The sequence below is a fragment of the Streptomyces sp. NPDC001902 genome (assembly GCF_042891295.1).
Lineage (GTDB): Bacteria > Actinomycetota > Actinomycetes > Streptomycetales > Streptomycetaceae > Actinacidiphila.
In genome coordinates this window covers 108,980-131,227 of the sequence record NZ_JBIATA010000027.1, presented here as the reverse complement: position 1 = coordinate 131,227, position 22,248 = coordinate 108,980, and the positions used below count along the sequence as shown (strand labels likewise).

Below are 22,248 nucleotides of genomic sequence, written 5' to 3'. Positions count from 1 at the left end.
CGTGGGTCTCCACCGGGTGCATCGGGGTCTTGATCGTCCCCAGCGCCACCGCGTTCGCCCGGATGCCCTGCGTCGCGTACTCGGTCGCCAGCGCCTTCGTGGCCGACTGCAGGCCGCCCTTGGTCAGGGACGCCAGCACCGACGTCACCTTCGCGTCCGGCTGGTCCCCGAGGCTGCTGGAGATCTGGACGACGTGTCCCCCGCCCTGCTGGAGCATCCGCTCCACCGCCAGCTGCGTGACGCGGAAGAAGCCGTCCAGGTTCACCGCCATCACGGCCCGGTAGTCCTCCTCGGTGTACTCCGTGAACGGCTTGGCCACGAAGATCCCCGCGTTGTTGACCAGGGTGTCCACCCGGCCGAACCGCTCCACCGCCGTCGCGATCACCCGCTCCGCGGTGTCCCAGTCGGCGATGTCCCCGCGCACCGCCACCACCCCCGCGTCCGCCGACTCGCCGATGTTCCGCGACGTGGCCACCACCGCGTACCCCAGCTTCCGGTACGCCTCGACCAGACCGGCACCGATGCCCTGCGACGCACCGGTGACGACCGCGACCTTCTGACCCTCAACGCTCATGACCTGCTCCCGATGGATGGGGGTGGACTGCGCCGGCAAGGTAGCCGACCGGTCACCTATAACCGCGAGGGCCGAGCGACAATTCCGGCATACCGACGAAAATCTATCGCTTGTAGGGATCGCCGTCGGGAAGCCAGACGTCCGGGCCGTGGATGCCGAGGTCGCCCACGCCCTCGGCCAGGGCGTCCACCACGGCCAGCACCGAGTCTCGGACCTCGTCGGCGCGCCACACCAGCGACCAGGTCCAGTAGACCTCGGGCGCGATCACCGGCCGCTTGACCAGGTCCGGAGGGAGCGGGGTGGTCTGGCCCTTCGGGGAGTTGACGACCGGTCCGCGGCAGCGGCGGACGTGGTCGAAGAATCCGCTGCCGGTGATACCGCCGTCGGAGATACGGATCGTGCGGGCCCCCGTGTCGGCGGCGAAACGCTCCGCGTAGACGTTCCACGACTGCCAGGTGGTGGTGTCGTCGTCGAGGAGGACGACGGTGTCCTCGGCCCGGACGGCACTGGTGTCGTCGCCGGTGGAGACCGCGTAGAGCAGGTCCGCGCCCAGGAGCCGGGACCGCAGGCCGCACCGCTCCAGGTCCGCCGTCTGCACCCAGCAGATCGCGAGGTCCAGGCCGCCCTCGGCCACCCGGGCGGCCTGGGTGTGGGAGGGCCCGATCCACGCGTCCACGTGCAGCCGGGCCACCGCGGACGCACGGGCCGCCAGGTCGGCGGGGAGCCAGTTGGTGTAGCCGAGCCGCACCGCCTCCGAGCCGGCCAGCTGCTTGGCGCGTCGCCCCACGTCGTCGGCGCGCTCCAGCAGCGCCCGGACGTGCGGGAGCAGCGCCGAGCCCGCGGGGGTGATCGACACCGACCGGCGGTCGCGGTCGAAGAGCCTGACCCCCAGGTCGCGTTCGAGCGCCTTGATCTGCTGGGACAGCGAGGGCCCGGCGATCAGGAGCCGTTCGGCCGCCCTCCCGAAGTTCAGCTCCTCGGCGACCGCGACGAAATACCGAAGTTGACGCAGCTCCACGCCGCCATGCTAGGGCCTGGCCTGCCGGATCTCCGTCACGGGGGGCGTGTGGGAGTCGCAGCCTCGCAGCAGGGAGGAAACGGGTCCTGGCGGACGTCCCGCCGGCGCGCCCACGATGGGGGCCGGTCGGGATTCCCGACCGGGAGAAGCAGCGGGACCGGCCGGTCGACGACACAATAGTCGATCGGTCGTATACTGCTGTCATGGGACGCACGAGTGATGCCAGGGAGAAGATCATCACTGCCGCGCAGACGCTCATCGAGCAGCGCGGCTACTCCGCCCTGGGGGTGGCCGAGATCTGCAAGGCGGCCGGGGTGCCCAAGGGCAGCTTCTACTATTTCTTCGAGTCCAAGGAAGCCCTCGCCCTGACCGTCATCGACGAGCACTGGGCGGCGCAGAGGCGCGAGTGGACCCGCATCCTGGGCGCCGCCGAGGCACCCCTGGAGCGGCTGCGCAGGCTGTTCGAGGCGACCGAGGAGAGCCAGCACGCGGGGCAGCAGTCCTGCGGCACGGTCTCCGGGTGCATGTTCGGCAACCTGACGCTGGAGATGAGCAACCAGACGGAGTCCATCCGCGGACGGCTGCAGGAGATCTTCGAGACGCAGGTCGACATGATCGACGAGGTCGTCACCGAGGCCCGCGAGCGCGGCGACGTCACCGTCGCCGACACCCACGCGGCCGCGGCGTCGATCGTCGCCCAGCTCGAGGGACAGGTGCTCTTCGCCAAGCTGTACAACGACACCGGGCGCCTCAGCCCGCTGTGGACGAACTGCCTCGCCATCCTCGGCGTGACCGGGCCTCAGAAGGCCGTCGCCACCGTGTGAAGGTTCCGCACCACGGGCGCGGCGCGCGACCGCGGTGCGGAACCGTACGGCACCGGGGGCGGAGGTCAGCGGCCCGGCAGCCGCTCCGTGATTTCCTGGAGCACCCATTCGTTGCCGTCGGGGTCGCTGAACGACGCGAAGGAGCAGTAACTGCGTCGCTCCGCGTCGGGGCCGAACACACGTCCTTCCGTCCCGGCACGGTGGAAGATCCCTCCGGCGTCGTGGAACGGTCCGGCCACCTCGACCCCGCGTCCCACGAGTTCCTCGCGGGCGGCGACCACGTCCTCCACGATCAGGTGGAGGCCCTGGACCGAGCCGGGCGCCGCCGAGCTGACCCCGGTGCCGAAGATGACCGAGCAGGGCGAGCCGGGCGGGGTCACCTGGACCACGCGGAAGTCCTCGCCGGTGGTGAGGTCCGCGTCCAGCCGCCAGCCGAGGCCCATGTAGAAGTCCTTGGCCCGGTCGACGTCGGCGACGGGCACCACCACGACCTCGAGTTTCATGTCCACAGGGGTTGCTCCTTTCCCTTGCCCCGTCCGGCGCGCAGGGGCGCGCCGGACGTCCACGGTCCCGCGGGGATGATCCGTACCCCCGCTCCCCCACGGGCGGACGGCGCGGACCGGACGGCCACCGCGTTGGCGGTGCGGGCAGCGCTAGGGCCTGTCGTCAAATTCCCGCCTGCCCCGCGCCGCGCCCCCAGCTGGCGCTGGGAGGTGCCCCCCAGGCACGGCACTCCCCCAGGCTGCGTTGTCGCATCGTCCGAGTAGCCCACTACGAGGACGACTCTCCGCCTTGCGATGCACCGCACTTGGGGGTACCTCCCAGCGGAGCTGGGGGAACCGCGGGGCCCGCCCTACGGGCGGCCGACGTCAATTTGACGACAGGCCCTAGCGGGCGAGGAACGGAAGCAGGGCGGCCGTGACGTCGGCGGGGGCTTCGAGGGCCACGAGGTGCGCCGCGGCCGGGAACTCCTCCAGGGTTGCGTCGGGGATCGTCGCGGCGTAGCGGCGGGCGATGTCCTGGAAGTCCGGCACGTCGAGGAGGCCGACGCCGATCAGGGTGGGCACGGAGAGTGCGGCGACGTCGCCGTCCGCGCGGCCCCGTGAGTGCGCCTCGACGGCGCCCTGGTGGGTCAGCGCCGTCCGCAGCGGCCCGCGGAGCCGGTCGGCCGCCCCGGCGGGGACCTCGTCCCATCCGCGGGCCGGGCCGCGCAGCCACATGTCCAGGTTGACGCGGACCGCGGCCTCGTGGTCGCCCGCCGCGAGCGCCTCGGTCTCGGCCTCGTCGTAGGCGATCATCTGCGGCGACCAGTCGTGCCCGGGCCACGGCGGGGAGAGCACGGCCAGGGAGTGGACGCGCCCGGGGTTGGCGAGCGCGAAGTCGATTGCGACGCGGCCGCCGAAGGACGCACCGACCACGCGGGCGCGGTCGAGGCCGAAGTGATCCAGGACGCGGCGCAGGTCGTCGTGCTCGCTGAACGGGCCGGCCGGTGGCGGGGACTGGCCGAAGCCGCGCATGTCGTAGCGGATGACGGTGTGGTGCTGCGCGAGGCCGGGCACGACCCCGTCCCACATCCGGTGGTCGGCGACGCCCGCGTGCACGAGGACGACGGGCTGGCCTTCCCCCGTCACCGTGCAGGCGAGACGTCCGAGTTCGTCGGCGAGTATGAGCATCCGCAGATGCTCGCACGGAACCGAACCGCGCCGCGCATCGCGGGCGCCGGTGACGGCACCGGCCTCAGCGCGTCGTGTACGTCAGGTAGGCGAACTGGCCGACCCGCTCGACGCCCGCCAGCCGCAGCCGGGCCGAGGTCAGCCTCCTCGGCAGCAGCGGTGCGCCGGCGCCGAGGGTGACCGGGGCGACGCCCAGGATCAGGTCGTCCAGCAGCCCGTGGTCGGCGAAGGAGCCGACCAGTTCACCGCCGCCCACCAGCCAGATGTTCCGGCCCCCGGCGGCGGTGGCCATGGCCTGGTGGACGGGGCGGACGTCGTCGCGCACGAAGGTGACGTCCGCCCCGGGGACGGCGGGCAGGTCCCGGTGGGCGAAGACCCAGGCCGGGGTGGTGCCGTAGTACTCGGTCCACTTCCCGGGCCGCTCCAGGAGGCGGTCGTGCTGCAGGATCCACTCGTTCGTGGTGGCGCCCATCGCGAAGGCCCCGACGTCGGCGAAGAAGGCCCTGAAGCGCTCGAAGCCCTCCCCCTCGACCTCGAAGAGCCAGTCGAGGGAGTCGTCCGGGTCGGCGATGAAGCCGTCGAGGCTGGTCGCGGTGAAGTACTGGGTCCTCGTCACCCCCTCAGCTTCGCATCGGGGGGTGACCGACCCTCGGCACTACAGCAGTCCTTCCGCCACCGGGCCGAGGGACAGGACGGGCAGGAAGTTCAGCAGGGCGAGGATCAGGGCGGCGCCGGTGGCCAGGACGACGAAGTTGACCCCGTGCGGGCGCAGGGTGCCGACCGTGACCACGCCGGCCCGCTGGCGCGCGAGGCGCCCCGCCAGGGCGAGGACGCACACCACGGGGCCGTAGCGGCCGATCAGCATGGCGACGACCATCAGCAGGTTGTGCAGGTCGGTGGCGCCGTTGAAGCCGGCCATCGCGCTGCCGTTGCCGGCCGTGTTGCTGGTGTACGCGTAGACGAGTTCGGTCAGGCCGTGCGGGCCCGGGTTGCCCATCGAGGAGCGCCCGCCCGGCAGGGCGACGGCGATGGCCGAGCACACCAGGATCGCGGTGGGCGCGACGAGCGCGTAGAGCACGACGTACCGCATCTCCCCGGTGCCGATCCGCTTGCGCAGGTACTCGGGCGTGCGGCCGACCATCAGGCCGCCGACGAAGACCGCGACGAGGACGGCCACGAGCAGTCCGTACAGGCCGCTCCCGGTGCCGCCGGGCGCGATCTCGCCGAGCATCATGCCCGCCAGCAGGACGCCGCCGCCGAGGCTGGAGAAGCTGTCGTACGAGGAGTTGGCGGCGCCGTCCGCCGAGGCGGTGGCCGACACGCCGAACAGGGTGCTCGCCGGGACGCCGAACCGGGTCTCGGTGCCCTCGGTCTGGCCGCCCACCGCGGCGCCGACGGTGCCGGTGTGGGCGCTCTGGGCGAGGTTGGCGGCGGCCAGCAGCAGGCCGAAGAGGATGCCGACCACCGCGAGGAGGGTCCAGCTCTGCTTCAGGCTGCCGACGAGCCGGCCGTAGGTGCGGATCAGGGCGGTCGGGATGAGGAGCATGAGCACGATCTCGAGCGTGTTGCTCCAGGCCGAGGGGTTCTCCAGGGGGTGGGCGCTGTTGGCGTTGAAGACACCGCCGCCGTCGCCCGACATCAGCTTGATGGACTCCCAGGAGCCGACGGGGGCGGCGAGCTGGTCGCTCCCCGACAGGTGCTGCGGCACGCCGAGGGCGATCAGCAGGAGTCCGGAGACGACCGCGAGGGGCAGGAAGACGCGGAAGACGCTGCGGACGAGGTCGACCCAGAAGTTGCCGAGCCGGTCGGTGTCGCGCCGGACCAGCCCGCGGACGAGGGCCAGCGCGACGCAGATGCCGACCGCGCCGGAGGCGAACGCCTGGGTGCCCAGGCCCGCCATGACGGCGAGGTGGCCGGTGGTGGACTCGCCCGCGTAGTTCTGCCAGCTGGTGTTGGTGGTGAAGCTGACGGCGGTGTGCAGGGCGAGCCGCCACGGCATGCCGTCGCGACCGAGCGACCACGGCAACCGGTCCTGCAGGGTGAACAGGGCGAACAGGGTGGCGATGCTCACGGCCGAGAAGGCCAGCAGCGCGAACAGGTAGTGCCGCCAGTCCTGTTCCTTGTCGGAGTCGACGCCGCACAGGCGGTAGAGGGCGCGCTCGGGTCTCAGGTGGCGGCCGCCCTCGAAGGCGCGTGCCATGTAGTCGCCGAGCGGGACGTGGAGGCCCACCACGACGGCGATGACGAGGGAGGCCTGGATCCAGCCGTACATGTCTGCTCTCACGCTCCGCGCGTCGGGTGGGTGCGGTCCAGGGCGGCGTTGAGCTCGACGACGTTGACGGCGGGCTCGCCGAGCACGCCGAGGGCGCGGCCGGTGGTGTACTTCGCGATCAGGGCGCGCACGGTGTCCTCGCCGACCGCCCGCTCGCGGGCGACGCGGGGTGCCTGGAGGCCCGCGTACGCGGGGCTGATGTCGGGGTCGAGGCCGCTGGCGCCGGCGGTGACCGCGTCGGCGGGGACCTCGGGGCGGGCCTGGGCGTCGCCGCGTACGGGGGTGACGACGGCGCGGGTGTAATCGGCGCCGGGTTCCGCGCAGCGGACGGCCACGTGCTCGTAGGCCGTGAGGAACGGCCGGGCGGGGCAGGGCTGGTTGAGGCTGACGACGCGGGTCACGCGGCCCGTGGTGCCGCCCTGGCGGAAGACCCCGAGCACGGCACCGACGCCGTCGGGGGTGCAGTAGGGGCGCGAACCGTCGACGTGCTCCCGCTCGCCGATCGCCTTGCTGCGCGAGCACACCTGGGTGAGCAGGCTGGGCCTGTCGGGGGTGTCGACGACGCTCTCGGCGCCCTGGTTGCCGGCGCCGGAGGCCGCGGTGTCGTAGCCGTCGCCCGCGTTGGAGGGGCGCGACTGGAAGTAGCCGGGCAGCGGGTCGCCCATGGCGTCGGTGTAGGCCTTGCCGATGAGCGTGTCGCCTGAGGAGGCGTCCCGCAGGCCCGGCGCCTGGGCGAGCAGCGTCATGCCGAGGGGGTAGGCCAGTCCGACGAGGAGGGTGAGCGCGAGCACCATGCGGACGGCCGCGAGGTGGTGCGCGGCCCAGCGGGGCAGCGTGGAGGTACCGGCCATGGTCAGATCCCCGGGATGAACTGGACGAGGGCGACGTCGATGAGCTTGATCGCGAGGAACGGCGCGACCACCCCGCCGAGGCCGTACACCCACAGGTTGCGGGTGAGCAGCGCCGAGGCGCTGCTGGGCCGGTAGCGCACGCCCCGCAGGGCGAGCGGGATCAGCGCGACGATGACGACGGCGTTGAAGACGACGGCCGACAGGATCGCCGAGGCGGGCGAGTGCAGCCGCATGATGTTCACGGCGTCGAGGGCCGGGTAGACCCCGCCGAACATCGCGGGGAGGATCGCGAAGTACTTGGCGATGTCGTTGGCGATCGAGAAGGCCGTCAGCGCGCCACGGGTGATGAGGAGTTGCTTGCCGATCTCGACGATCTCCACGATCTTCGTGGGGTCGGAGTCGAGGTCGACCATGTTGCCCGCCTCCTTGGCGGCCGAGGTGCCGGTGTTCATGGCGACGCCCACGTCCGCCTGGGCCAGTGCCGGGGCGTCGTTGGTGCCGTCGCCGGTCATGGCGACGAGGTGGCCGCCGGCCTGCTCGTGCTTGATCAGGGCGAGCTTGTCCTCGGGGGTCGCCTCGGCGAGGAAGTCGTCCACGCCCGCCTCCTCGGCGATGGCGCGGGCGGTCACCGGGTTGTCGCCGGTGATCATCACGGTGCGGATGCCCATCCGGCGCATCTCCTCGAAGCGTTCGCGCAGCCCGGGCTTGACGACGTCCTTGAGGTGGATGACGCCCAGGACGCGTGCGGGGCCGCCGCCGGCCGGGAGTTCGGCGACGGCGAGCGGCGTCCCGCCCGCGGCGGACACCTGCTCGACGTACACGTCCATGCCCGCCGGGACCGTTCCGCCCTCGTCGCGGACCCAGGCGGCGACCGCGGCGGCGGCACCCTTGCGCAGCTTCCTGCCTCCGGGGAGGTCCACCCCGGACATGCGGGTGGTGGCGCTGAAGGCCACCCACCGGGCGTCGGGCAGGTCCATCTCGTCGGCCTTGTGGTGGGACAGCGCGTAGTGCTCGCGGGCGTGGGCGACGATGGAGCGTCCCTCGGGGGTTCGGTCGGCGAGGCTCGACAGCAGCGCGGACTGGGCGAACCGTTCGGGCTCGACGGCCCCGACCGGCAGGAAGGCGCTCGCCTGCCGGTTGCCGTAGGTGATGGTGCCGGTCTTGTCGAGCAGGAGCGTGTTCACGTCGCCCGCGGCCTCGACGGCGCGGCCGGAGGAGGCCAGGACGTTGCGCTGCACCAGGCGGTCCATTCCCGCGATGCCGATGGCCGACAGCAGGGCGCCGATCGTCGTCGGGATGAGGCAGACGAGCAGCGAGACCAGGACGATGCCGGTGACGCCGTCGGCGGTGATCGCGGCGCTGTCGGGGGCGGCGCCCATGAAGCCCTTGGAGAAGATCGCCATGGGCTGCAGGGTGACGACGGCGACCAGGAAGACGAAGGTCAGCATGACGAGCAGCAGGTTGAGGGCGAGCTCGTTCGGCGTCTTCTGCCGGTTGGCGCCCTCGACCAGGCCGATCATCCGGTCCAGGAAGCTGCGTCCGGACTCCTGGGTGATGCGCACGACGATGCGGTCGGACAGCACCCTGGTGCCGCCGGTGACGGCCGAGCGGTCGCCACCCGCCTCGCGGATGACGGGTGCGGACTCGCCGGTGATGGCGGACTCGTCGACGCTGGCGACGCCCTCGACGACATCGCCGTCACCAGGGATCGTCTCCCCGGCCTCGACGACGATGGTGTCACCGCGGCGCAGCGCGATGGCGTGCACCACCTTCTCGCCGTCCTCGGTCAGCCGGCGGGCGGTGGTCAGCTTGCGCATGCGGCGCAAGGAGTCGGCCTGGGCCTTGCCGCGGCTCTCGGCGACGGCCTCGGCGAGGTTGCCGAAGACGACGGTCAGCCAGAGCCACACCGTGATCAGCCAGCCGAACAGGGTTGGATGGACGAGGGCCAGCCCGGTGGTCAGGGCCGCGCCGACCTCGGTGACGAACATGATCGGGTTGCGGACCAGCGTCACCGGGTTGAGCTTGCGCAGGGCGTCGGGAAGGGCGAGCCACAGCTGTCCGGGGTCGAGCAGTCCTGCGCCGACACGGCGCTTCCCGTCGGCCTCCGGGGGAAGCACGGGGCTTTCACGGTCCGGTCCGACGGGTGCGGGTGCGGTGGTCATCGGATTCCCTCCGCGACGATCAGGCGGACGGCGTACTCCACACTCACCGGACTCTCTCTTCTGGTGGATCGGGACCCGTGGACCGGGCCTCTTGGAACGGAAATGGGCATGGCGCACCTCCGGGCAGGGGGACGCGGGGACATCACCTGCCCGGAGGGCGTTCGGACGGCGTCGGGGACGCCTGGTCGTGGGGCCCCGGGGCCCCGGGGCTCAGAGCCCGATGTCGCGGTTGCGGAAGTCGGCGAGCGACTCGCGGCGGACCAGCAGCCGGGCCCGGCCCTCGTGGACCGCGACGACCGGCGGACGACCGACGAGGTTGTACGTGGACGCCATCGACAGGTGGTAGGCGCCCGCGACCGGCACCGCCAGCAGGTCCCCGGGCCGGACGTCGGCCGGCAGGGGCACCGCGGAGGCGAGGATGTCACCGGCCTCGCAGTGCCGGCCGACCACGGTCATCAGGGCCGGCTCCTCCGTGGAGTGACGGCCGATCAGCCGGGGGCTGTAGCGCACCCCGTACAGCGCGGGCCGGGGGTTGTCGCTCATGCCGCCGTCGACGGCCACGAAGGTCTGTCCGCCGGTGCGCTTGACCGACAGCACGTGGTACAGCGCGACACCGGCGGGGCCCACGATCGCGCGGCCCGGCTCCACCGTCAGCCGCGGCACCGGCAGCCCGGCGGCCGCGCAGCCCTCGGCGAGCTCGGCGCGTATCCGCGCGGACAGCGTCGTCAGGTCCATCGCCGCCTCGCCCGGCCGGTAGGCGACCGCGTGCCCTCCGCCCAGGTCCAGCTCCGGCAGCGTGACGCCGTGCTGCCTGCGTACGGCGGCCAGCAGCCCGACCAGCCGGCGCACGGCCGCGAGGTACGGCTTGACGCTGCTGATCTGCGAACCCAGGTGGCAGTGGAGACCGACCAGTTCCAGCCGCGGCTGCTCCAGCACGCGCGCGATGGCGTGCTGCGCCGATCCGTCGGTGAGGGACAGCCCGAACTTCTGGTCGTCGGTTCCGGTGCGCACCGCGTTGTGGTGACCGGCGGCGATGCCCGGCACGATGCGGAGCAGCACCTTCTGCCGGTCCCCCGGCGGGACGTGGGCGGCCAGCCGGGCGATCTCGCCGGTGCTGTCGATCACGATCCGGCCCACGCCGAGGCGCAGCGCCGTGGCCAGGTCCTCCGGGCTCTTGGCGTTGCCATGGAGCAGGATGCGCTCCGGCGGGAAACCGGTGACGACCGCGAGCTCGAGCTCCCCGGCCGAGCAGACGTCGAGGCCGAGGCCCTCCTCGTCCACCCAGTGGGCCATGGCACGGCACATGAAGGCCTTGGCGGCGTACAGCACGTCGCCGTCGGGGAAGGCCGCGCGGTAGGCACGGCAGCGGTCGCGTACCTCGCCCTCGTCCAGGACGTAGGCGGGGGTGCCGAAGCGTTCGGCGATCTCCGTCAGGGGGACCCCGCCCACGGTGACCTCACCGTGGGGGGCGGAGGAGGCGGACGCGGGCCACACCGACAGGTCGGCGTCGGGGTACGCGGTCTCCAGGTGCTCGGTGACGAGAGTCATGACGGCGCTCCTTTCAGCCGATCCACAGGGCCAGGGCGTCGACCAGCGCGACCGCGCCGGTGACCCTGAGGACCCCGAGAGTCTGGGGGTCGAGCCGGCGACCGGTCTCCTCCGGTACGTCCGACACGGCGGGTGCGGCGAACTGCGGGTCCACGGTCAGTGCCGTGACGCCCAGCGGCCGGGCGAGCGACCGCAGCGCGGATTCCGACAGGGTGATCCACTGCTGGTCGGCGCCGAGCGTCTCGGTGAGGCGCTCGGTGGTGGTGAAGCCGACGGCCGTGCGGCCGCCCAGGGGCGTGCGGAACATGCGCGCGACGCATCCCACGGGTCCCGGCCGGACGGGGACGTACAACGTCTCCCGGTGTCGTCCGGCCGGGGACGGATCCGAAGGCTCGGGGTCGTCCCCGTACATGAGCTCTGTCATGGCTTCCTCCTGCTGCGGCACCTGCTGCGGTTCCTGGGGCGTCCCGGCCGGGGCCGGCGTTCCGGGACGCACCAGGGACGCTATGCCCGCCGCCTGGGGGGTGGGTGCGATCCCTGACGCGACGTTTACGGCGAGCGCGCGAACGTTAACGGCGCGGGTCGCGGGGGTGGGGCGGGCGGCGTCAGGATCGCGACAAGGACCCCTGGACCGCGCGTTTCCGGGCGTTTCATGGAAGGCATGAGTGAGGTCCGCGAAGAGTGCGTCGTCGTCGGCGTCAGCGGCTCCCCCGGGAGCGTGGCGGCGCTGCGCCGGGCCGCCGAGGAGGCCCGGCGGCGGGAGTGCGTGCTGACCGTGGTCACCGCCTGGGAGACGGCCTGGGACGGTGCCGGTGCGACGCAGAACCGGTGGCCGCCGCCCCCGCCGGACCCCGACCGGTGGCGACGGCTGGCCCGGCGCCGGCTCCTCATGGCCCTGGACGCCGCCTTCGACGGTGACCTGCCGCTGGACCCCCCGCTGCGTCCGGTCCTCGCGCTGGGCCGTCCGGGACCGGCGCTGGTGGAGGTGGCCGGCGAGGGCGCGGGACTGCTGGTGGTCGGTGCCGGTTCCCACGGCCCCTGGCAGCGGCTCTTCGCGCCGTCCGTCGCGGCGCACTGCTTCACGCACGCCCGCTGCCCGGTACTGGCCGTGCCGTCCGCGCCCGGGCTGCCGTCGGCCCGGGGTGGCGGGAGCGGGCGGCGGTTCGGCGCCAGGTGGCGCCGGGACGGATTCGTCACCCCCTGAGCCCGGCACCACGAGGGTCAACACCGCAGGGCAGGCATGGCCCTGCGGCGGTCCAACCCTGCAACCCACGCGGCGGGTTGGAAAACGGTCAGGGTCACGCGCCGGCCAGGGTCGCGCCCGGGACCGGCACGACACGGAGGTGGACGGCGGTCCGCGGGTGCGGGCTTGGCTCGCGGCCAGGACGCGATATAGCGTTAGTTCGCGACCTGTGTATCGCGTCTCACCGAAGCCGCCGACCAGAACGGGGTGGGGACATGCCGGAGGAGATCCCGCCAGCGGGTGGACCGTCCGCTACGGGCGCGCCGCTCGCGCCGCCCCCGTTGCGGGCCTCGCACGCGGACCGGGACCGGGTGGTGGACGTCCTGACCGCGGCCGCGGGCGACGGGCGGCTGTCCGCCGACGAGCTGGACGAGCGCCTGGAGGCCGCCCTGTCGGCCCGTACGCTCGACGAACTGGCACCGCTCACCGCCGACCTTCCGGCGGCCGCGGGGGCGCCGGGCGTGGCCGCAACGGACGTCAAGGACCTGGTCCGGGTCGACCACCGCGGGGGTTCGTTCCGCCGCGTCGACCGGTGGGTCGTGCCGCGGCGCATGGAGGTCCGGTCGGAGTGGGGCGAGGTGCTGCTCGACTTCACCGGCGCCGTGATCACGCAGGACACCCTCCGCATCGACGTGGACGTCCGCGGTGGCTCCCTGGTGCTGGTGACGCGGCCCGGGATCGTGGTGGACGCCGACGAGCTGGCCGTCAGCTTCGGCAAGGTGGACATCCGGCCGGCGGCCGGCCCGGCGACACCGGTGGCCCTGCGCGTGGAGCTGGTGGGTGAGCTGGAGTTCGGGCAGGTGCGGGCGCGTCCGCCGCGGCGGACGTTCCTGCGCTGGCTCTTCCGCCGTCCCGCCGCGCTCCCGGCGCTCACCGGCTGATCCGGCGCGCGGCCACGGTGCGGGCGCCCCCGGTCCGGCCGTCTCGTCCCGCGGCGGGCCGGAGCCCGCGATACTGACCGGCGATGAGCCTCCGCATGGTGCCCCTGCGTTTCGGAATGCCCTACGGCGCGCCCTCCACCGGTCCGTCACGGGAGGTCTACGTCCCTCCCGTCGAGGCGGGGGACGACGGTTTCAGCGAACTGATCTTCGCGGCCGAGACCGTGGCGGTCTGCGTCGTCGCGGCGCTGTTGGTCGTCTTCCTGGTGACGGACCGCCGGTCCCCCAAGCGGCGGGCCCGCCACCGCCGTTGACGCCGGCTGTCAGGCCGGGCCGACCGGGCCCTCGGGCTCCTCGGCGGGGAACAGGATCGGGCTGACGAGGTGCCGCGTCCGCCCGGGCGCCGGGCCGTTGGCCAGACGGGGCAGCAGGACCCGCCGCAGGTCGGCGATGAGCGCGGCGCGTTCCTCGTCGCTCAGCCAGAGCGCGTGCTGGCGGTAGCCGACGAGGTCGGCGGCCGGGTCGGCGCCGTCCCTGTCGAGGTAGGCGTTGAACTCGGCCATCATCGCCGCCATGGCGACCGCGAAGACCCTGCGGTGGTCCTCCCGTGACACCGACGCCGCCGTCTCCGCGTCGACCACGGCCCGTTCGCGGCGGAGCCGGTAGTGGCGCTCGACGGCGCCGCGTACGCGCTGCTCGCCCTCGACCTCGAGCACTCCCCCGTCCGCGAGGAGACCCACGTGGCGGTAGACGGTGGCCTTGGAGACGTCCGGCAGCAGGTCGCACAACTGCGACGTGGTGAGCGTCCGGTTCCCCGACATGGCGTGCACGATGCGCAGCCGCACGGGGTGCAGCAGCAGGTCGACCGTGTCCATGGACGTACGATCTCATGTCGGATACCTTTCTCAAAGTTGAGAACGTAGAACGTACGGGAGGAGACCGCGGATGACCCGCCAGCCGCACACCGAGGACCGGCCCGGCACCACCGTCCCCGGGGCTCCGCCGCTCGGACGGCTTCACGACGTCGACGGCGGGCAGTTGCTGCTGCACCGCTCCGGCACCGGCGGCCCCACCGTGGTGCTCGTGCCCGGCGCGGGCATGGTCGGCCTGGACTACGTGAACCTCCACGACCGCGTCGCCGCCCTCACCACGTCCGTCCTCTACGACCGCGGTGGCACCGGCTGGAGCACCCCCGTGCCGCTCCCCCGCACGGCGGCCGACGTCACCGGTGAACTGCACGCCCTGCTCCACACGGCCGAAGTCCCCGGTCCGTACCTCTTGGTCGGCCACTCACTGGGCGCCGCCTACGCCCGCCGCTTCGCGCAGCGGTACCCCGGCGAGGTGGCGGGGCTCCTCCTGCTCGACCCCTTCCACGAGGACATGTACGCACGGGCGTCGCAGGAGATCCGCGACAAGGTGGAAGCGATGCGGAGCGCCGAGCTCCCCGAAGCGACGCCGGAGCAGATCGAGCAGTCACGGGCCGCCCTCGCGCGGCACTTCGCGCGCTGGCCGGACGGCGTCCGTGAACCGCTCGCCGAGTACCACCTCACCCGGTGGCGGACCGGCTGGGACGAGGACAGGAACGTCCACGACGTCGTCGCCGGCGAACTGCGCGACGCCCCCGCCCTCCCCGACGTACCGCTGATCGTGCTGTCCGCGATGGGTGTCGACCCGACCCAGGCCCACCTGTGGTCCGAGGACACCGTCCGCGAGATGAACACCGCCAAACTCGACCTGCACGCACGCCTCGCCGCCTCCGTGCCCCGCGGCGGGCACCGCGTCATCGGCGACGCCGGGCACGGCTGGCTCCACGAGGAACGCCCCGAAGCGGTCCTGGAGGCACTGCGCGACCTCCTGCGCTCCGCCCGGACGGCCTCGGCCCCGGCCGGCTGAAGGGCCCGGGCACGTCACACCGCGCGGCGCCGCACGCACTGACGCGGGGCGCCGAACTCGATGCGCCAGTCGTTGCTGCGCATCAAGGTCCCGCTGCCCCTGGGGTACTCGAAGTCGCAGGCGCCCCGCAGGGTGAACCCCAGGCGGCGGCACAGGGCGTTCGACGGTGCGTTCCGCACGGACGGGAAGGCGTGCAGCGCATGGGGAGCCCCCGGGGTGCGGGCAGCCTCGCGCACGACGGCGATCAACGCGGCACCGGCAGCGGCGGCGATGCCCCTGCCCTGGTACGGCGGCAGGACGTTCCACCCGGTCTCGTAGACCGGTTCGCCCTGCCAGTCCCGGCGGTGGTACGCGATGCTGCCCACCGGCTCGTCGCCGAGGAGCACGGCGTACATGCGGCCCAGCCCGGCTTTCGGGAGGGCCAGGTAGCGCTGGTGCCGGGCGAGCAGCCGCTCCTCGGGCTCGGGGCCCCCGACGTGCCGCCGCATCTCGGGGGTGTTGATCCGCCGCAGGAGCGGAAGGTCCGCCTCCGACCAGGGCTCCAGGTGAACGTCCATGCGGAGGAGCCTGGCAGGGCCCCGCGGCGCCTTGCACCTTCGTTTCCCCGGGGCGCACCCGGCGCGGGTACGGCGTGTGCCGGCGGGTACGATCTGCCGCGATGCGCAGTGACGGAGCAGCCGGCCGAGGCGGTGCGATACCCGCCCGCCTGAGCGGTGTTGTCCTCGTCCTGTGCGGGCTGCTCGCCGCCCTCGCGGTCTGCGGCCACTCCGGGGCGCCGGACGACCCGTACGGCCCCGCGCGGACCCTCGTCTCCTCGCACGTCGCGTACGTCGCCGACGAGGTGTGCACGGACGGCCATGACCCCGGCAGGCGCGGCAACGGCTGCTCCCCCGCGGAGCACACGCCGGTGACCCTGGGCTCCACGCCCCTGCCGCACCTCGCCGGCGCGGAACCGCCGTCGGTGTGGCCGCCCGCGGTCGCCGCCGCGGGACTGCGTGCGCCGTCCCCCGGCACCGTGCGCTCCCTCGACCTGCACATGCTCCAGATCCAGCGGACGTAGAAGGGCCGACCGCACCGGCGGCGACCGCCGGTGCGCGCCGTACGTCATCCGACCCTTCACCAGCACCGCCGTGTCACCGACGCGGCGGGGAATCAGGACATGCCATGGGTTCCCCCCATTCCAAGGCCAGGGCCACCGACCGCCGTGCGCGCGTCGAGGAGATACGCCGCCAGGAGCAGGCCCGCGAACGCCGCAACCGGATCATCACCGTCACCGCCTGCACGGCCATCCTCGTCGCGCTGGTCGGTGGCGGCGTCTACCTGGTCAACGCCGCCGGCGACGACGGCGCCGGCAGCGGGAAGACCGCGGCCGCCGGCTCCATCAGCGGGGAGAAGACGTGGTCCGGGCTCACGCAGAACCACGTCGACAAGACCGTCGACTACCCCATGAGCCCGCCCGCCGGCGGCGACCACAACCCCGTCTGGCAGAACTGCAACGGCGACGTCTACGACAAGCCCGTCACCGATGAGAACGCCGTGCACGCCCTGGAGCACGGCGCGGTGTGGGTCACGTACACCGACAAGGCGTCGGACACCGACGTCAAGACGCTCGGCGCCCGCGTCTCGAAGACCCCGTACTCCCTGATGAGCCCCTACGCGGACCAGGCCTCACCGATCACCCTCACCGCGTGGGGCCACCAGTTGGGCGTCACCAAGGCCGACGATCCGCGCGTGGCGAAGTTCTTCGACACCTATGTGCAGGGCGACCAGACCCCCGAGCCCGGCGCGCCCTGCACCGGAGGCAAGGCCTCGTGACCGCCGCCCGGGGCGCGGGCAGGCCGCTGCTCGCGCTCGCCGGCGCCATGGCGCTGGTCATGGTCGCGGCCCTGGCCTTCACGCTGCTCACGGCACGGCCCAGCAGCGGGGGCACCCCGGCCACGGACTCACCCGACGCCGGCTTCGCGCGCGACATGGCGATCCACCACCAGCAGGCGGTGGAGATGTCCCTGATCGTCCGCGACCGCACGGACGACGAGGACGTCCGCAGGCTCGCCTACGACGTCATCAACACCCAGGCCAACCAGCGCGGCATGCTGCTCGGCTGGCTGGACGTCTGGGGGCTTCCCAAGTCGTCGTCGAAGCCGCCCATGACGTGGATGGGCCACGACACGGCCTACGCGCCCCACGACGGGTCGCTGATGCCGGGCATGGCCACGGACACCGAACTGCGACGGCTCGGCGCGGCCCGGGGCAAGGCCGCCGCGGTCCTCTACCTCCAACTGCTCACCGCCCACCACAAGGGCGGCGTGGAGATGGCCGCCGCGGCCGCCGACCTCGCCCGGACCGACCAGGTACGGCGCTTGGCGGCGGGCATGGTCCAGGGCCAGGAGGCCGAGATACGCCTGATGGCCGACATGCTCGCGGCCCGCGGCGCGAGTCCGAACGCCTGATCCCGCCGGGGGCGCTCCCGGAGGCCGCCCGCCTCCGGGGGCCCCGGCGGTCCCGCGGCCGGAGCCGGGCGCGTCGTGATCGGCCGGGCGTCGGTGCAGGTCACCGCCGTCTTATCGAAGTTGACAACGGTCACCGGTGCAGTCTTTGCCGATCGGTGTGCCGATGTGTTTCCCTGCGGGTGTCGTACCTGGAACGGGGAGGTCGCCGCACCATGAACGCGCACGATCACGAGCACGGGCACGGGCATGGGCACGGGCACGGGCACGGTGTGGCCGAGAACGCCGACCGGCGCTGGCTGGGGCTCGCGCTGGGGCTGATCGCCGGCTTCATGGCCGTCGAGGTCGTCGTCGGTCTGCTGGTGGGGTCCCTCGCGCTGCTCTCCGACGCCGCGCACATGCTCACCGACGCCGCCTCGATCGTGCTGGCGCTCGTCGCGATGCGGCTGGCGGCGCGCCCGGCGCGGGGCGGCTTCACGTACGGGCTCAAGCGCGCCGAGATCCTCTCGGCGCAGGCGAACGGCATCACCCTGCTGCTCCTCGCCGCGTGGCTGGCGTACGAGGCGGTGCGGCGGCTCGTCTCACCGCCCGACGTGGCGGGCGGCCCGGTGCTGGTCACCGCGCTGGCCGGAGTGGTCGTCAACGTCGGCGCCGCATGGTGCCTGTCGCGGGCCAACCGCACGTCCCTCAACGTCGAGGGCGCGTTCCAGCACGTGCTGAACGACCTGTACGCCTTCATCGGCACCGCCGTGGCGGGCCTGGTCGTCCTGCTGACCGGGTTCGTCCGCGCCGACGCCATCGCGACGCTCGTGGTGGTCGGCCTGATGCTCAAGGCGGGGTGCGGGCTGGTGCGCGACTCCGGGCGGATCTTCCTGGAGGCGGCCCCGGCAGGGCTGGACACGGACGAGGTGGGCGACCGCCTCGCCGCCCACGACGCTGTCACCGAGGTCCACGACCTGCACATCTGGACCATCACCTCCGGCCAGCCCGCCCTGTCGGCGCACGTCCTGGTCGAGCCGGGCGGTGACTGCCATGCCGTCCGGCGCGACCTGGAGCACCTGCTCGGCGCGGACTACGGGCTCACCCACACCACCCTGCAGGTCGACCACGCGCCCGCCGAGCTCCTCACCGTGGGCGGTGCCCCGGACGCCGGGTCCGGTAGGGCGGACGGCCACTGCGGCGAGGCGCACGGTCCGGTGCACCGCGCCGGGCCGCACGGGCACTGACCCACGCGCTCAGCCGAGGCCCGGCACGAACTGCACCACGGCCATGTCGATGAGCTTGATGCCCAGGAACGGCAGGACCAGCCCGCCGATCCCGTACACCATCAGGTTGCGCCGCAGCAGGTCGCCCGCCGAGGATGGCGTGTAGCGGACGCCGCGCAGCGCCAGCGGGATCAGCGCCACGATGATGAGGGCGTTGAAGATGATCGCCGAGGTGATCGCGGACGCCGGGCTGTGCAGCCGCATGACGTTGAGGGCGGACAGCCCGGGATAGGTCGCCGCGAACATCGCGGGGATGATCGCGAAGTACTTCGCCACGTCGTTGACGATGGAGAAGGTGGTCAGCGCGCCGCGGGTGATGAGCAGCTGCTTGCCGACCTCGACGATCTCGATCAGCTTGGTGGGGTCGGAGTCCAGGTCCACCATGTTCCCGGCCTCCTTGGCGGCCGAGGTGCCGGTGTTCATGGCCACGCCCACGTCCGCCTGGGCCAGCGCCGGGGCGTCGTTGGTGCCGTCACCGGTCATCGCGACCAGGTTGCCGCCGGCCTGCTCCCGCTTGATGAGGGCGAGCTTGTCCTCCGGGGTCGCCTCGGCCAGCACGTCGTCGACGCCGGCCTCGTCGGCGATGGCACGCGCGGTGAGCGGGTTGTCCCCGGTGACCATCACCGTGCGGATGCCCATCCGCCGCAGTTCCGCGAAGCGTTCGCGGATGCCGTCCTTGACGACGTCCTTGAGGTGGACGACGCCGAGGACCCGCGCGCCGTTCCAGTCGTCGAGGGCCACCAGCAGGGGGGTGCCGCCCGAGGCGCCGATGGCGTCCACCAGGTGGCCTGCCTCCTCGGGGACCTGGCCCCCGCGACCGGTGACCCAGCCGGCCACCGTGCCGGCCGCGCCCTTGCGCACGGAGGCGCCCGCGCCGTCCTCCCAGCGCAGGTCGACCCCGCTCATGCGGGTGCGGGCGGTGAAGGGCACGAAGCGGGTCTGCCCGAGCTCGCCCTCCGACGGGGCGCGCAACCCGTACCGTTGCTTGGCCAGGACGACGATGGAGCGGCCCTCGGGGGTCTCGTCGGCGAGGCTGGAGACCTGCGCGGCCTGCGCGAGCTGCATGGCGTCGACGCCGGTGAGCGGGATGAACGCGGCGGCCCGGCGGTTGCCGAACGTGATGGTGCCGGTCTTGTCCAGCAGCAGGGTGGAGACGTCGCCGGCCGCCTCGACGGCACGCCCGGACATCGCCAGCACGTTGCGCTGCACGAGGCGGTCCATGCCGGCGATGCCGATCGCCGAGAGCAGCGCGCCGATGGTCGTCGGGATCAGGGTGACCAGCAGGGCCACGAGGACGACGGTGCTCTGCGCCGCGTCCGCGTAGGCGGCCATCGGCTGGAGGGTGACGACGACCAGGATGAAGACGATCGTGAGCGAGGCCAGCAGGATGTTGAGGGCGATCTCGTTGGGCGTCTTCTGCCGGGTGGCGCCCTCGACCAGGGCGATCATGCGGTCGAGGAAGGTCCGGCCCGGGCGGGAGGTGACGCGCACGACGATGCGGTCGGAGAGCACCTTCGTGCCGCCGGTGACCCCCGATCGGTCGCCGCCCGCCTCCCGGATCACGGGGGCGGACTCGCCCGTGATGGCCGACTCGTCGACGGCGGCGATCCCGTCGACGACCTCGCCGTCGCCCGGCACGGTCTCCCCCGCCTCGACGAGGACGACGTCGAACGGCTTCAGCTCGCCCGCGGGGATCGTCTGCTCGGTGTGGTCACGGCCGTAGGGGCGCCAGCCGGTCAGCCGCCGGGCGACGGTGTCGGTCCTGGTGCGGCGCAGCGCCTCGGCCTGGGCCTTGCCGCGGCCCTCGGCCACGGCCTCCGCCAGGTTGGCGAAGACGACGGTGAGCCAGAGCCAGGCGCTGATCACCCAGGCGAAGACGCTCGGGTGCACGACCGCCGAGGCGGTGGTCAGCGCGGCGCCGGTCTCGACGACGAACAGGACGGGGTTGCGCACCATTCGGCGGGGGTCGAGCTTGCGCAGCGCCTCGGGCAACGCCTCCAGGAGCAGGCGGGGATCCAGCAGGCCTGCGGACACCTTGCGCCTGCCGCCGGGGCGTACGGGCGGCTGCGTGGGCGGGGCGGGGGTGCGGTCGGTCGAGGGAGCCAGGGGCTGCATGCTCGGGGTGCCTTCTGCTGGTCTGTTCACCGGTGGACGGTCACCAGCACACCGTCGCCGGGAGGACCGCGGCACGCTCCTGACAGGTCCTTTGCGGTACGGGAGGGCGATTCTGACGCGGCGTTGACGTGCCCGTGCGTGCGCGGGTGACGCCGCCACGGCAAGCCGGCGGCGCGCGCGTCAGGGCGCCGTCAGGAATCGCCGCCGGTCCTTGTCCGCGGATCCGACGCGGCATTGGATGGGCAGCGTGAACAGCGGCCCGCGCCATGACGACCGGCCACCCCATCGGGTGCCGCCGGTACCGCGCGCTGTCCTCCCGCCGGTGTCCTGAGGGCACCGGTTTCCCGTGGCCGCCCCGGGCGGCCGCCCCTGTTCCCCGTACGCGAGCGCCGTCACCCGTGTGTCCGGCGCGATGTGGCGTACCGTCCACGGAGTGGTCCATGTCTGCGTCCTTCGTCCCCGTCGTCCCCCCACGCACCGCCCTGGTCACCGGGGCGACGTCCGGCATCGGGTGGGAGACCGCCCGGCTGCTCGCCGAGCGGGGCTGCACGGTCATCGTCCACGGTCGCGACACGGAGTCGGCGCACCACGCGGTGGAGCGGCTGGTGGCGGCCGGTACCGAACGGGTCCGGCTGCGCCTGGCGGTGGCCGACTTCCCCCGGCTCTCCGAGGTCCGCCACCTGGCGGCCACCGTGCGGGGCCTGCATCCCGCGCTGGACGTCCTCGTCAACAACGCCGCGGTCGTCGCGCCGGAGCGACACACCCTCACGGCCGACGGCCACGAGATCTCCTTCCAGGTGAACTTCCTCGCGGCCTACCTGCTCACCCGTGAGCTGGCCGGCCCGCTGACGGCGCGCCCCGGCGCCCGGGTGGTCAACGTGTCGTCCGCGACGCACCGGTCGGCCTCCCTGGCGTGGAGCGACCTGAACCGTTCCCGCCGCTACTCGCGGCACGCCGCGTACGCCCAGTCGCAGCTGGCCCTCACCGTCTTCGCCCGGGCGGCCGCGCCGGCCGGCGTCACGGCCGTCAGCGTGCACCCGGGGGTGTGCGAGACGCGTCTGCTGCCGCTGTACGCGCACGAGGGCGAGCCCGCTGCCGAGGGCGCCGCGCGGGTGGCCCGGCTGTGCGACCCGGAGACCGAACTCGTCCCGGGCGCCTACTACGACCGGGCCACGCTCGCCCCGGCCGCCCGGACCGCGGTCGAGGACCGCACGGTGCGCCGTCTGTGCAAGGTCGCCGACCTGCTCGTGACCGCCTGAGGGGAGGACCACCGTGTCCAAGCGTGCCCGCAAGAAGAGGGCCAGGCGCAAGAAGGGCGCCGGCCACGGCAACAAGCCCGGCCAGGGCTGATGTCCTCACGGCGGTGGGGGCCCCCCGGGGCGCCCCCCCCCCCCGGCCCCCCCCCCCGCCCCCCCCACCAAAACCCGCGGACCCGGGAGGGGGGGGGACCCGTGTTAGAAATGCCCCCCCCAGGACCGGGGTTTA

The 22,248-nt window shown here is 73.2% G+C and carries 24 protein-coding genes; 11 read left to right on the top strand and 13 right to left on the bottom strand.

Annotated elements, in window-relative coordinates:
- Both ACFYYN_RS34220 and ACFYYN_RS34215 read right to left on the bottom strand, forming a co-directional pair.
- On the bottom strand, positions 1 to 574 hold a 574-nt coding region (locus ACFYYN_RS34220), incomplete at its 3' end, for an SDR family NAD(P)-dependent oxidoreductase (RefSeq protein WP_500548805.1).
- 103 nt (positions 575 to 677) lie between these two features.
- The gene (locus tag ACFYYN_RS34215) at positions 678 to 1,592 is read right to left on the bottom strand and encodes a LysR family transcriptional regulator (RefSeq protein WP_500548804.1); all 915 of its coding nucleotides are present in this window, start codon (positions 1,590 to 1,592) and stop codon (positions 678 to 680) included.
- A gap of 203 nt (positions 1,593 to 1,795) precedes the next feature.
- Between ACFYYN_RS34215 and ACFYYN_RS34210 the strand changes: the two genes are divergently transcribed.
- On the top strand, positions 1,796 to 2,416 hold the full coding sequence (locus tag ACFYYN_RS34210) for a TetR/AcrR family transcriptional regulator (RefSeq protein ID WP_500548803.1): 621 nt from the start codon (positions 1,796 to 1,798) through the stop codon (positions 2,414 to 2,416).
- A gap of 65 nt (positions 2,417 to 2,481) precedes the next feature.
- Here ACFYYN_RS34210 and ACFYYN_RS34205 read toward each other — a convergent pair whose 3' ends face one another.
- The 8 genes from ACFYYN_RS34205 to ACFYYN_RS34170 form a co-directional block, all read right to left on the bottom strand.
- The gene (locus ACFYYN_RS34205; protein ID WP_500548802.1) at positions 2,482 to 2,925 is read right to left on the bottom strand and encodes a VOC family protein; all 444 of its coding nucleotides are present in this window, start codon (positions 2,923 to 2,925) and stop codon (positions 2,482 to 2,484) included.
- Positions 2,926 to 3,303: 378 nt separating this feature from the next.
- Positions 3,304 to 4,089, bottom strand: coding sequence for an alpha/beta fold hydrolase (locus tag ACFYYN_RS34200; protein ID WP_500548801.1), 786 nt, complete (start codon positions 4,087 to 4,089; stop codon positions 3,304 to 3,306).
- A 64-nt stretch (positions 4,090 to 4,153) separates the two neighbouring features.
- Positions 4,154 to 4,705, bottom strand: a complete 552-nt coding sequence (locus tag ACFYYN_RS34195; RefSeq protein WP_500548800.1) for a dihydrofolate reductase family protein — start codon at positions 4,703 to 4,705, stop codon at positions 4,154 to 4,156.
- A gap of 39 nt (positions 4,706 to 4,744) precedes the next feature.
- The gene (gene kdpA / locus ACFYYN_RS34190) at positions 4,745 to 6,373 is read right to left on the bottom strand and encodes a potassium-transporting ATPase subunit KdpA (RefSeq protein ID WP_500548799.1); all 1,629 of its coding nucleotides are present in this window, start codon (positions 6,371 to 6,373) and stop codon (positions 4,745 to 4,747) included.
- Entirely contained in the window at positions 6,370 to 7,212 is an 843-nt protein-coding gene (locus ACFYYN_RS34185) for a potassium-transporting ATPase subunit C (protein WP_500548798.1), read from the bottom strand. The genes kdpA and ACFYYN_RS34185 overlap by 4 nt, the downstream gene beginning before the upstream one ends.
- Before the next feature lie 2 nt (positions 7,213 to 7,214).
- The gene (gene kdpB, locus ACFYYN_RS34180; RefSeq protein ID WP_500548797.1) at positions 7,215 to 9,374 is read right to left on the bottom strand and encodes a potassium-transporting ATPase subunit KdpB; all 2,160 of its coding nucleotides are present in this window, start codon (positions 9,372 to 9,374) and stop codon (positions 7,215 to 7,217) included.
- Between the two features lie 210 nt (positions 9,375 to 9,584).
- Complete coding sequence (gene lysA / locus ACFYYN_RS34175; RefSeq protein ID WP_500358944.1) at positions 9,585 to 10,922, bottom strand: diaminopimelate decarboxylase; 1,338 nt, start codon at positions 10,920 to 10,922, stop codon at positions 9,585 to 9,587.
- A gap of 13 nt (positions 10,923 to 10,935) precedes the next feature.
- Positions 10,936 to 11,346: an SAV_915 family protein gene (locus tag ACFYYN_RS34170; RefSeq protein WP_499509435.1), complete on the bottom strand. Its 411-nt coding sequence runs from the start codon at positions 11,344 to 11,346 to the stop codon at positions 10,936 to 10,938.
- 237 nt (positions 11,347 to 11,583) lie between these two features.
- Between ACFYYN_RS34170 and ACFYYN_RS34165 the strand changes: the two genes are divergently transcribed.
- From ACFYYN_RS34165 to ACFYYN_RS34155, 3 genes are all read left to right on the top strand, one after another.
- Positions 11,584 to 12,126: a universal stress protein gene (locus ACFYYN_RS34165; RefSeq protein ID WP_500329345.1), complete on the top strand. Its 543-nt coding sequence runs from the start codon at positions 11,584 to 11,586 to the stop codon at positions 12,124 to 12,126.
- 254 nt (positions 12,127 to 12,380) lie between these two features.
- Positions 12,381 to 13,046 carry a DUF1707 SHOCT-like domain-containing protein gene (locus ACFYYN_RS34160; protein WP_500548796.1) on the top strand — a complete coding sequence of 222 codons (666 nt, stop codon included), beginning with the start codon at positions 12,381 to 12,383 and terminating at the stop codon, positions 13,044 to 13,046.
- A gap of 83 nt (positions 13,047 to 13,129) precedes the next feature.
- Positions 13,130 to 13,357, top strand: coding sequence for a hypothetical protein (locus ACFYYN_RS34155; RefSeq protein WP_500329343.1), 228 nt, complete (start codon positions 13,130 to 13,132; stop codon positions 13,355 to 13,357).
- 9 nt (positions 13,358 to 13,366) lie between these two features.
- Here the strand turns inward: ACFYYN_RS34155 and ACFYYN_RS34150 are convergent, their stop codons facing one another.
- Positions 13,367 to 13,918, bottom strand: coding sequence for a helix-turn-helix domain-containing protein (locus tag ACFYYN_RS34150; RefSeq protein ID WP_500548795.1), 552 nt, complete (start codon positions 13,916 to 13,918; stop codon positions 13,367 to 13,369).
- A gap of 70 nt (positions 13,919 to 13,988) precedes the next feature.
- Here ACFYYN_RS34150 and ACFYYN_RS34145 point away from each other — a divergent pair, with 70 nt between their 5' ends.
- Positions 13,989 to 14,936, top strand: a complete 948-nt coding sequence (locus ACFYYN_RS34145; protein ID WP_500548794.1) for an alpha/beta fold hydrolase — start codon at positions 13,989 to 13,991, stop codon at positions 14,934 to 14,936.
- A 14-nt stretch (positions 14,937 to 14,950) separates the two neighbouring features.
- Here ACFYYN_RS34145 and ACFYYN_RS34140 read toward each other — a convergent pair whose 3' ends face one another.
- The gene (locus ACFYYN_RS34140; RefSeq protein WP_500548793.1) at positions 14,951 to 15,493 is read right to left on the bottom strand and encodes a GNAT family N-acetyltransferase; all 543 of its coding nucleotides are present in this window, start codon (positions 15,491 to 15,493) and stop codon (positions 14,951 to 14,953) included.
- Between the two features lie 101 nt (positions 15,494 to 15,594).
- On the opposite strand from ACFYYN_RS34140, the gene ACFYYN_RS34135 reads away from it, so the two are divergent.
- From ACFYYN_RS34135 to ACFYYN_RS34120, 4 genes are all read left to right on the top strand, one after another.
- Complete coding sequence (locus ACFYYN_RS34135; protein ID WP_500548792.1) at positions 15,595 to 15,996, top strand: hypothetical protein; 402 nt, start codon at positions 15,595 to 15,597, stop codon at positions 15,994 to 15,996.
- A gap of 104 nt (positions 15,997 to 16,100) precedes the next feature.
- The gene (locus ACFYYN_RS34130; protein ID WP_500548791.1) at positions 16,101 to 16,751 is read left to right on the top strand and encodes a thioredoxin-like domain-containing protein; all 651 of its coding nucleotides are present in this window, start codon (positions 16,101 to 16,103) and stop codon (positions 16,749 to 16,751) included.
- Between the two features lie 47 nt (positions 16,752 to 16,798).
- A complete protein-coding gene (locus ACFYYN_RS34125) occupies positions 16,799 to 17,386 on the top strand; it encodes a DUF305 domain-containing protein (RefSeq protein ID WP_500548811.1) in 588 nt (195 codons plus the stop codon).
- Between the two features lie 212 nt (positions 17,387 to 17,598).
- On the top strand, positions 17,599 to 18,609 hold the full coding sequence (locus ACFYYN_RS34120; protein ID WP_500548790.1) for a cation diffusion facilitator family transporter: 1,011 nt from the start codon (positions 17,599 to 17,601) through the stop codon (positions 18,607 to 18,609).
- Between the two features lie 9 nt (positions 18,610 to 18,618).
- Here ACFYYN_RS34120 and kdpB (ACFYYN_RS34115) read toward each other — a convergent pair whose 3' ends face one another.
- The gene (gene kdpB / locus ACFYYN_RS34115) at positions 18,619 to 20,763 is read right to left on the bottom strand and encodes a potassium-transporting ATPase subunit KdpB (RefSeq protein ID WP_500548789.1); all 2,145 of its coding nucleotides are present in this window, start codon (positions 20,761 to 20,763) and stop codon (positions 18,619 to 18,621) included.
- 440 nt (positions 20,764 to 21,203) lie between these two features.
- Here kdpB (ACFYYN_RS34115) and ACFYYN_RS34110 point away from each other — a divergent pair, with 440 nt between their 5' ends.
- Both ACFYYN_RS34110 and ACFYYN_RS34105 read left to right on the top strand, forming a co-directional pair.
- Entirely contained in the window at positions 21,204 to 22,022 is an 819-nt protein-coding gene (locus ACFYYN_RS34110) for an SDR family NAD(P)-dependent oxidoreductase (RefSeq protein ID WP_500548788.1), read from the top strand.
- A gap of 13 nt (positions 22,023 to 22,035) precedes the next feature.
- Complete coding sequence (locus ACFYYN_RS34105) at positions 22,036 to 22,113, top strand: 50S ribosomal protein bL37 (RefSeq protein ID WP_500548810.1); 78 nt, start codon at positions 22,036 to 22,038, stop codon at positions 22,111 to 22,113.
- Positions 22,114 to 22,248: the final 135 nt, after the last annotated feature.

Excerpts from the sequence above, each read along its gene's own strand:
- ACFYYN_RS34210 (WP_500548803.1), top strand. The coding sequence starts at position 1,796 with ATGGGACGCACGAGTGATGCCAGGGAGAAGATCATCACTGCCGCGCAG.
- ACFYYN_RS34200 (WP_500548801.1), bottom strand. The coding sequence starts at position 4,089 with ATGCTCATACTCGCCGACGAACTCGGACGTCTCGCCTGCACGGTGACG.
- ACFYYN_RS34185 (WP_500548798.1), bottom strand. The coding sequence starts at position 7,212 with ATGGCCGGTACCTCCACGCTGCCCCGCTGGGCCGCGCACCACCTCGCG.
- kdpB (WP_500548797.1), bottom strand. The coding sequence starts at position 9,374 with ATGACCACCGCACCCGCACCCGTCGGACCGGACCGTGAAAGCCCCGTG.
- lysA (WP_500358944.1), bottom strand. The coding sequence starts at position 10,922 with ATGACTCTCGTCACCGAGCACCTGGAGACCGCGTACCCCGACGCCGAC.
- ACFYYN_RS34170 (WP_499509435.1), bottom strand. The coding sequence starts at position 11,346 with ATGACAGAGCTCATGTACGGGGACGACCCCGAGCCTTCGGATCCGTCC.
- ACFYYN_RS34165 (WP_500329345.1), top strand. The coding sequence starts at position 11,584 with ATGAGTGAGGTCCGCGAAGAGTGCGTCGTCGTCGGCGTCAGCGGCTCC.
- ACFYYN_RS34160 (WP_500548796.1), top strand. The coding sequence starts at position 12,381 with ATGCCGGAGGAGATCCCGCCAGCGGGTGGACCGTCCGCTACGGGCGCG.
- ACFYYN_RS34155 (WP_500329343.1), top strand. The coding sequence starts at position 13,130 with ATGAGCCTCCGCATGGTGCCCCTGCGTTTCGGAATGCCCTACGGCGCG.
- ACFYYN_RS34150 (WP_500548795.1), bottom strand. The coding sequence starts at position 13,918 with ATGGACACGGTCGACCTGCTGCTGCACCCCGTGCGGCTGCGCATCGTG.
- ACFYYN_RS34145 (WP_500548794.1), top strand. The coding sequence starts at position 13,989 with ATGACCCGCCAGCCGCACACCGAGGACCGGCCCGGCACCACCGTCCCC.
- ACFYYN_RS34140 (WP_500548793.1), bottom strand. The coding sequence starts at position 15,493 with ATGGACGTTCACCTGGAGCCCTGGTCGGAGGCGGACCTTCCGCTCCTG.
- ACFYYN_RS34135 (WP_500548792.1), top strand. The coding sequence starts at position 15,595 with ATGCGCAGTGACGGAGCAGCCGGCCGAGGCGGTGCGATACCCGCCCGC.
- ACFYYN_RS34130 (WP_500548791.1), top strand. The coding sequence starts at position 16,101 with ATGGGTTCCCCCCATTCCAAGGCCAGGGCCACCGACCGCCGTGCGCGC.
- ACFYYN_RS34125 (WP_500548811.1), top strand. The coding sequence starts at position 16,799 with ATGGCGCTGGTCATGGTCGCGGCCCTGGCCTTCACGCTGCTCACGGCA.
- ACFYYN_RS34120 (WP_500548790.1), top strand. The coding sequence starts at position 17,599 with ATGAACGCGCACGATCACGAGCACGGGCACGGGCATGGGCACGGGCAC.
- kdpB (WP_500548789.1), bottom strand. The coding sequence starts at position 20,763 with ATGCAGCCCCTGGCTCCCTCGACCGACCGCACCCCCGCCCCGCCCACG.
- ACFYYN_RS34110 (WP_500548788.1), top strand. The coding sequence starts at position 21,204 with ATGTCTGCGTCCTTCGTCCCCGTCGTCCCCCCACGCACCGCCCTGGTC.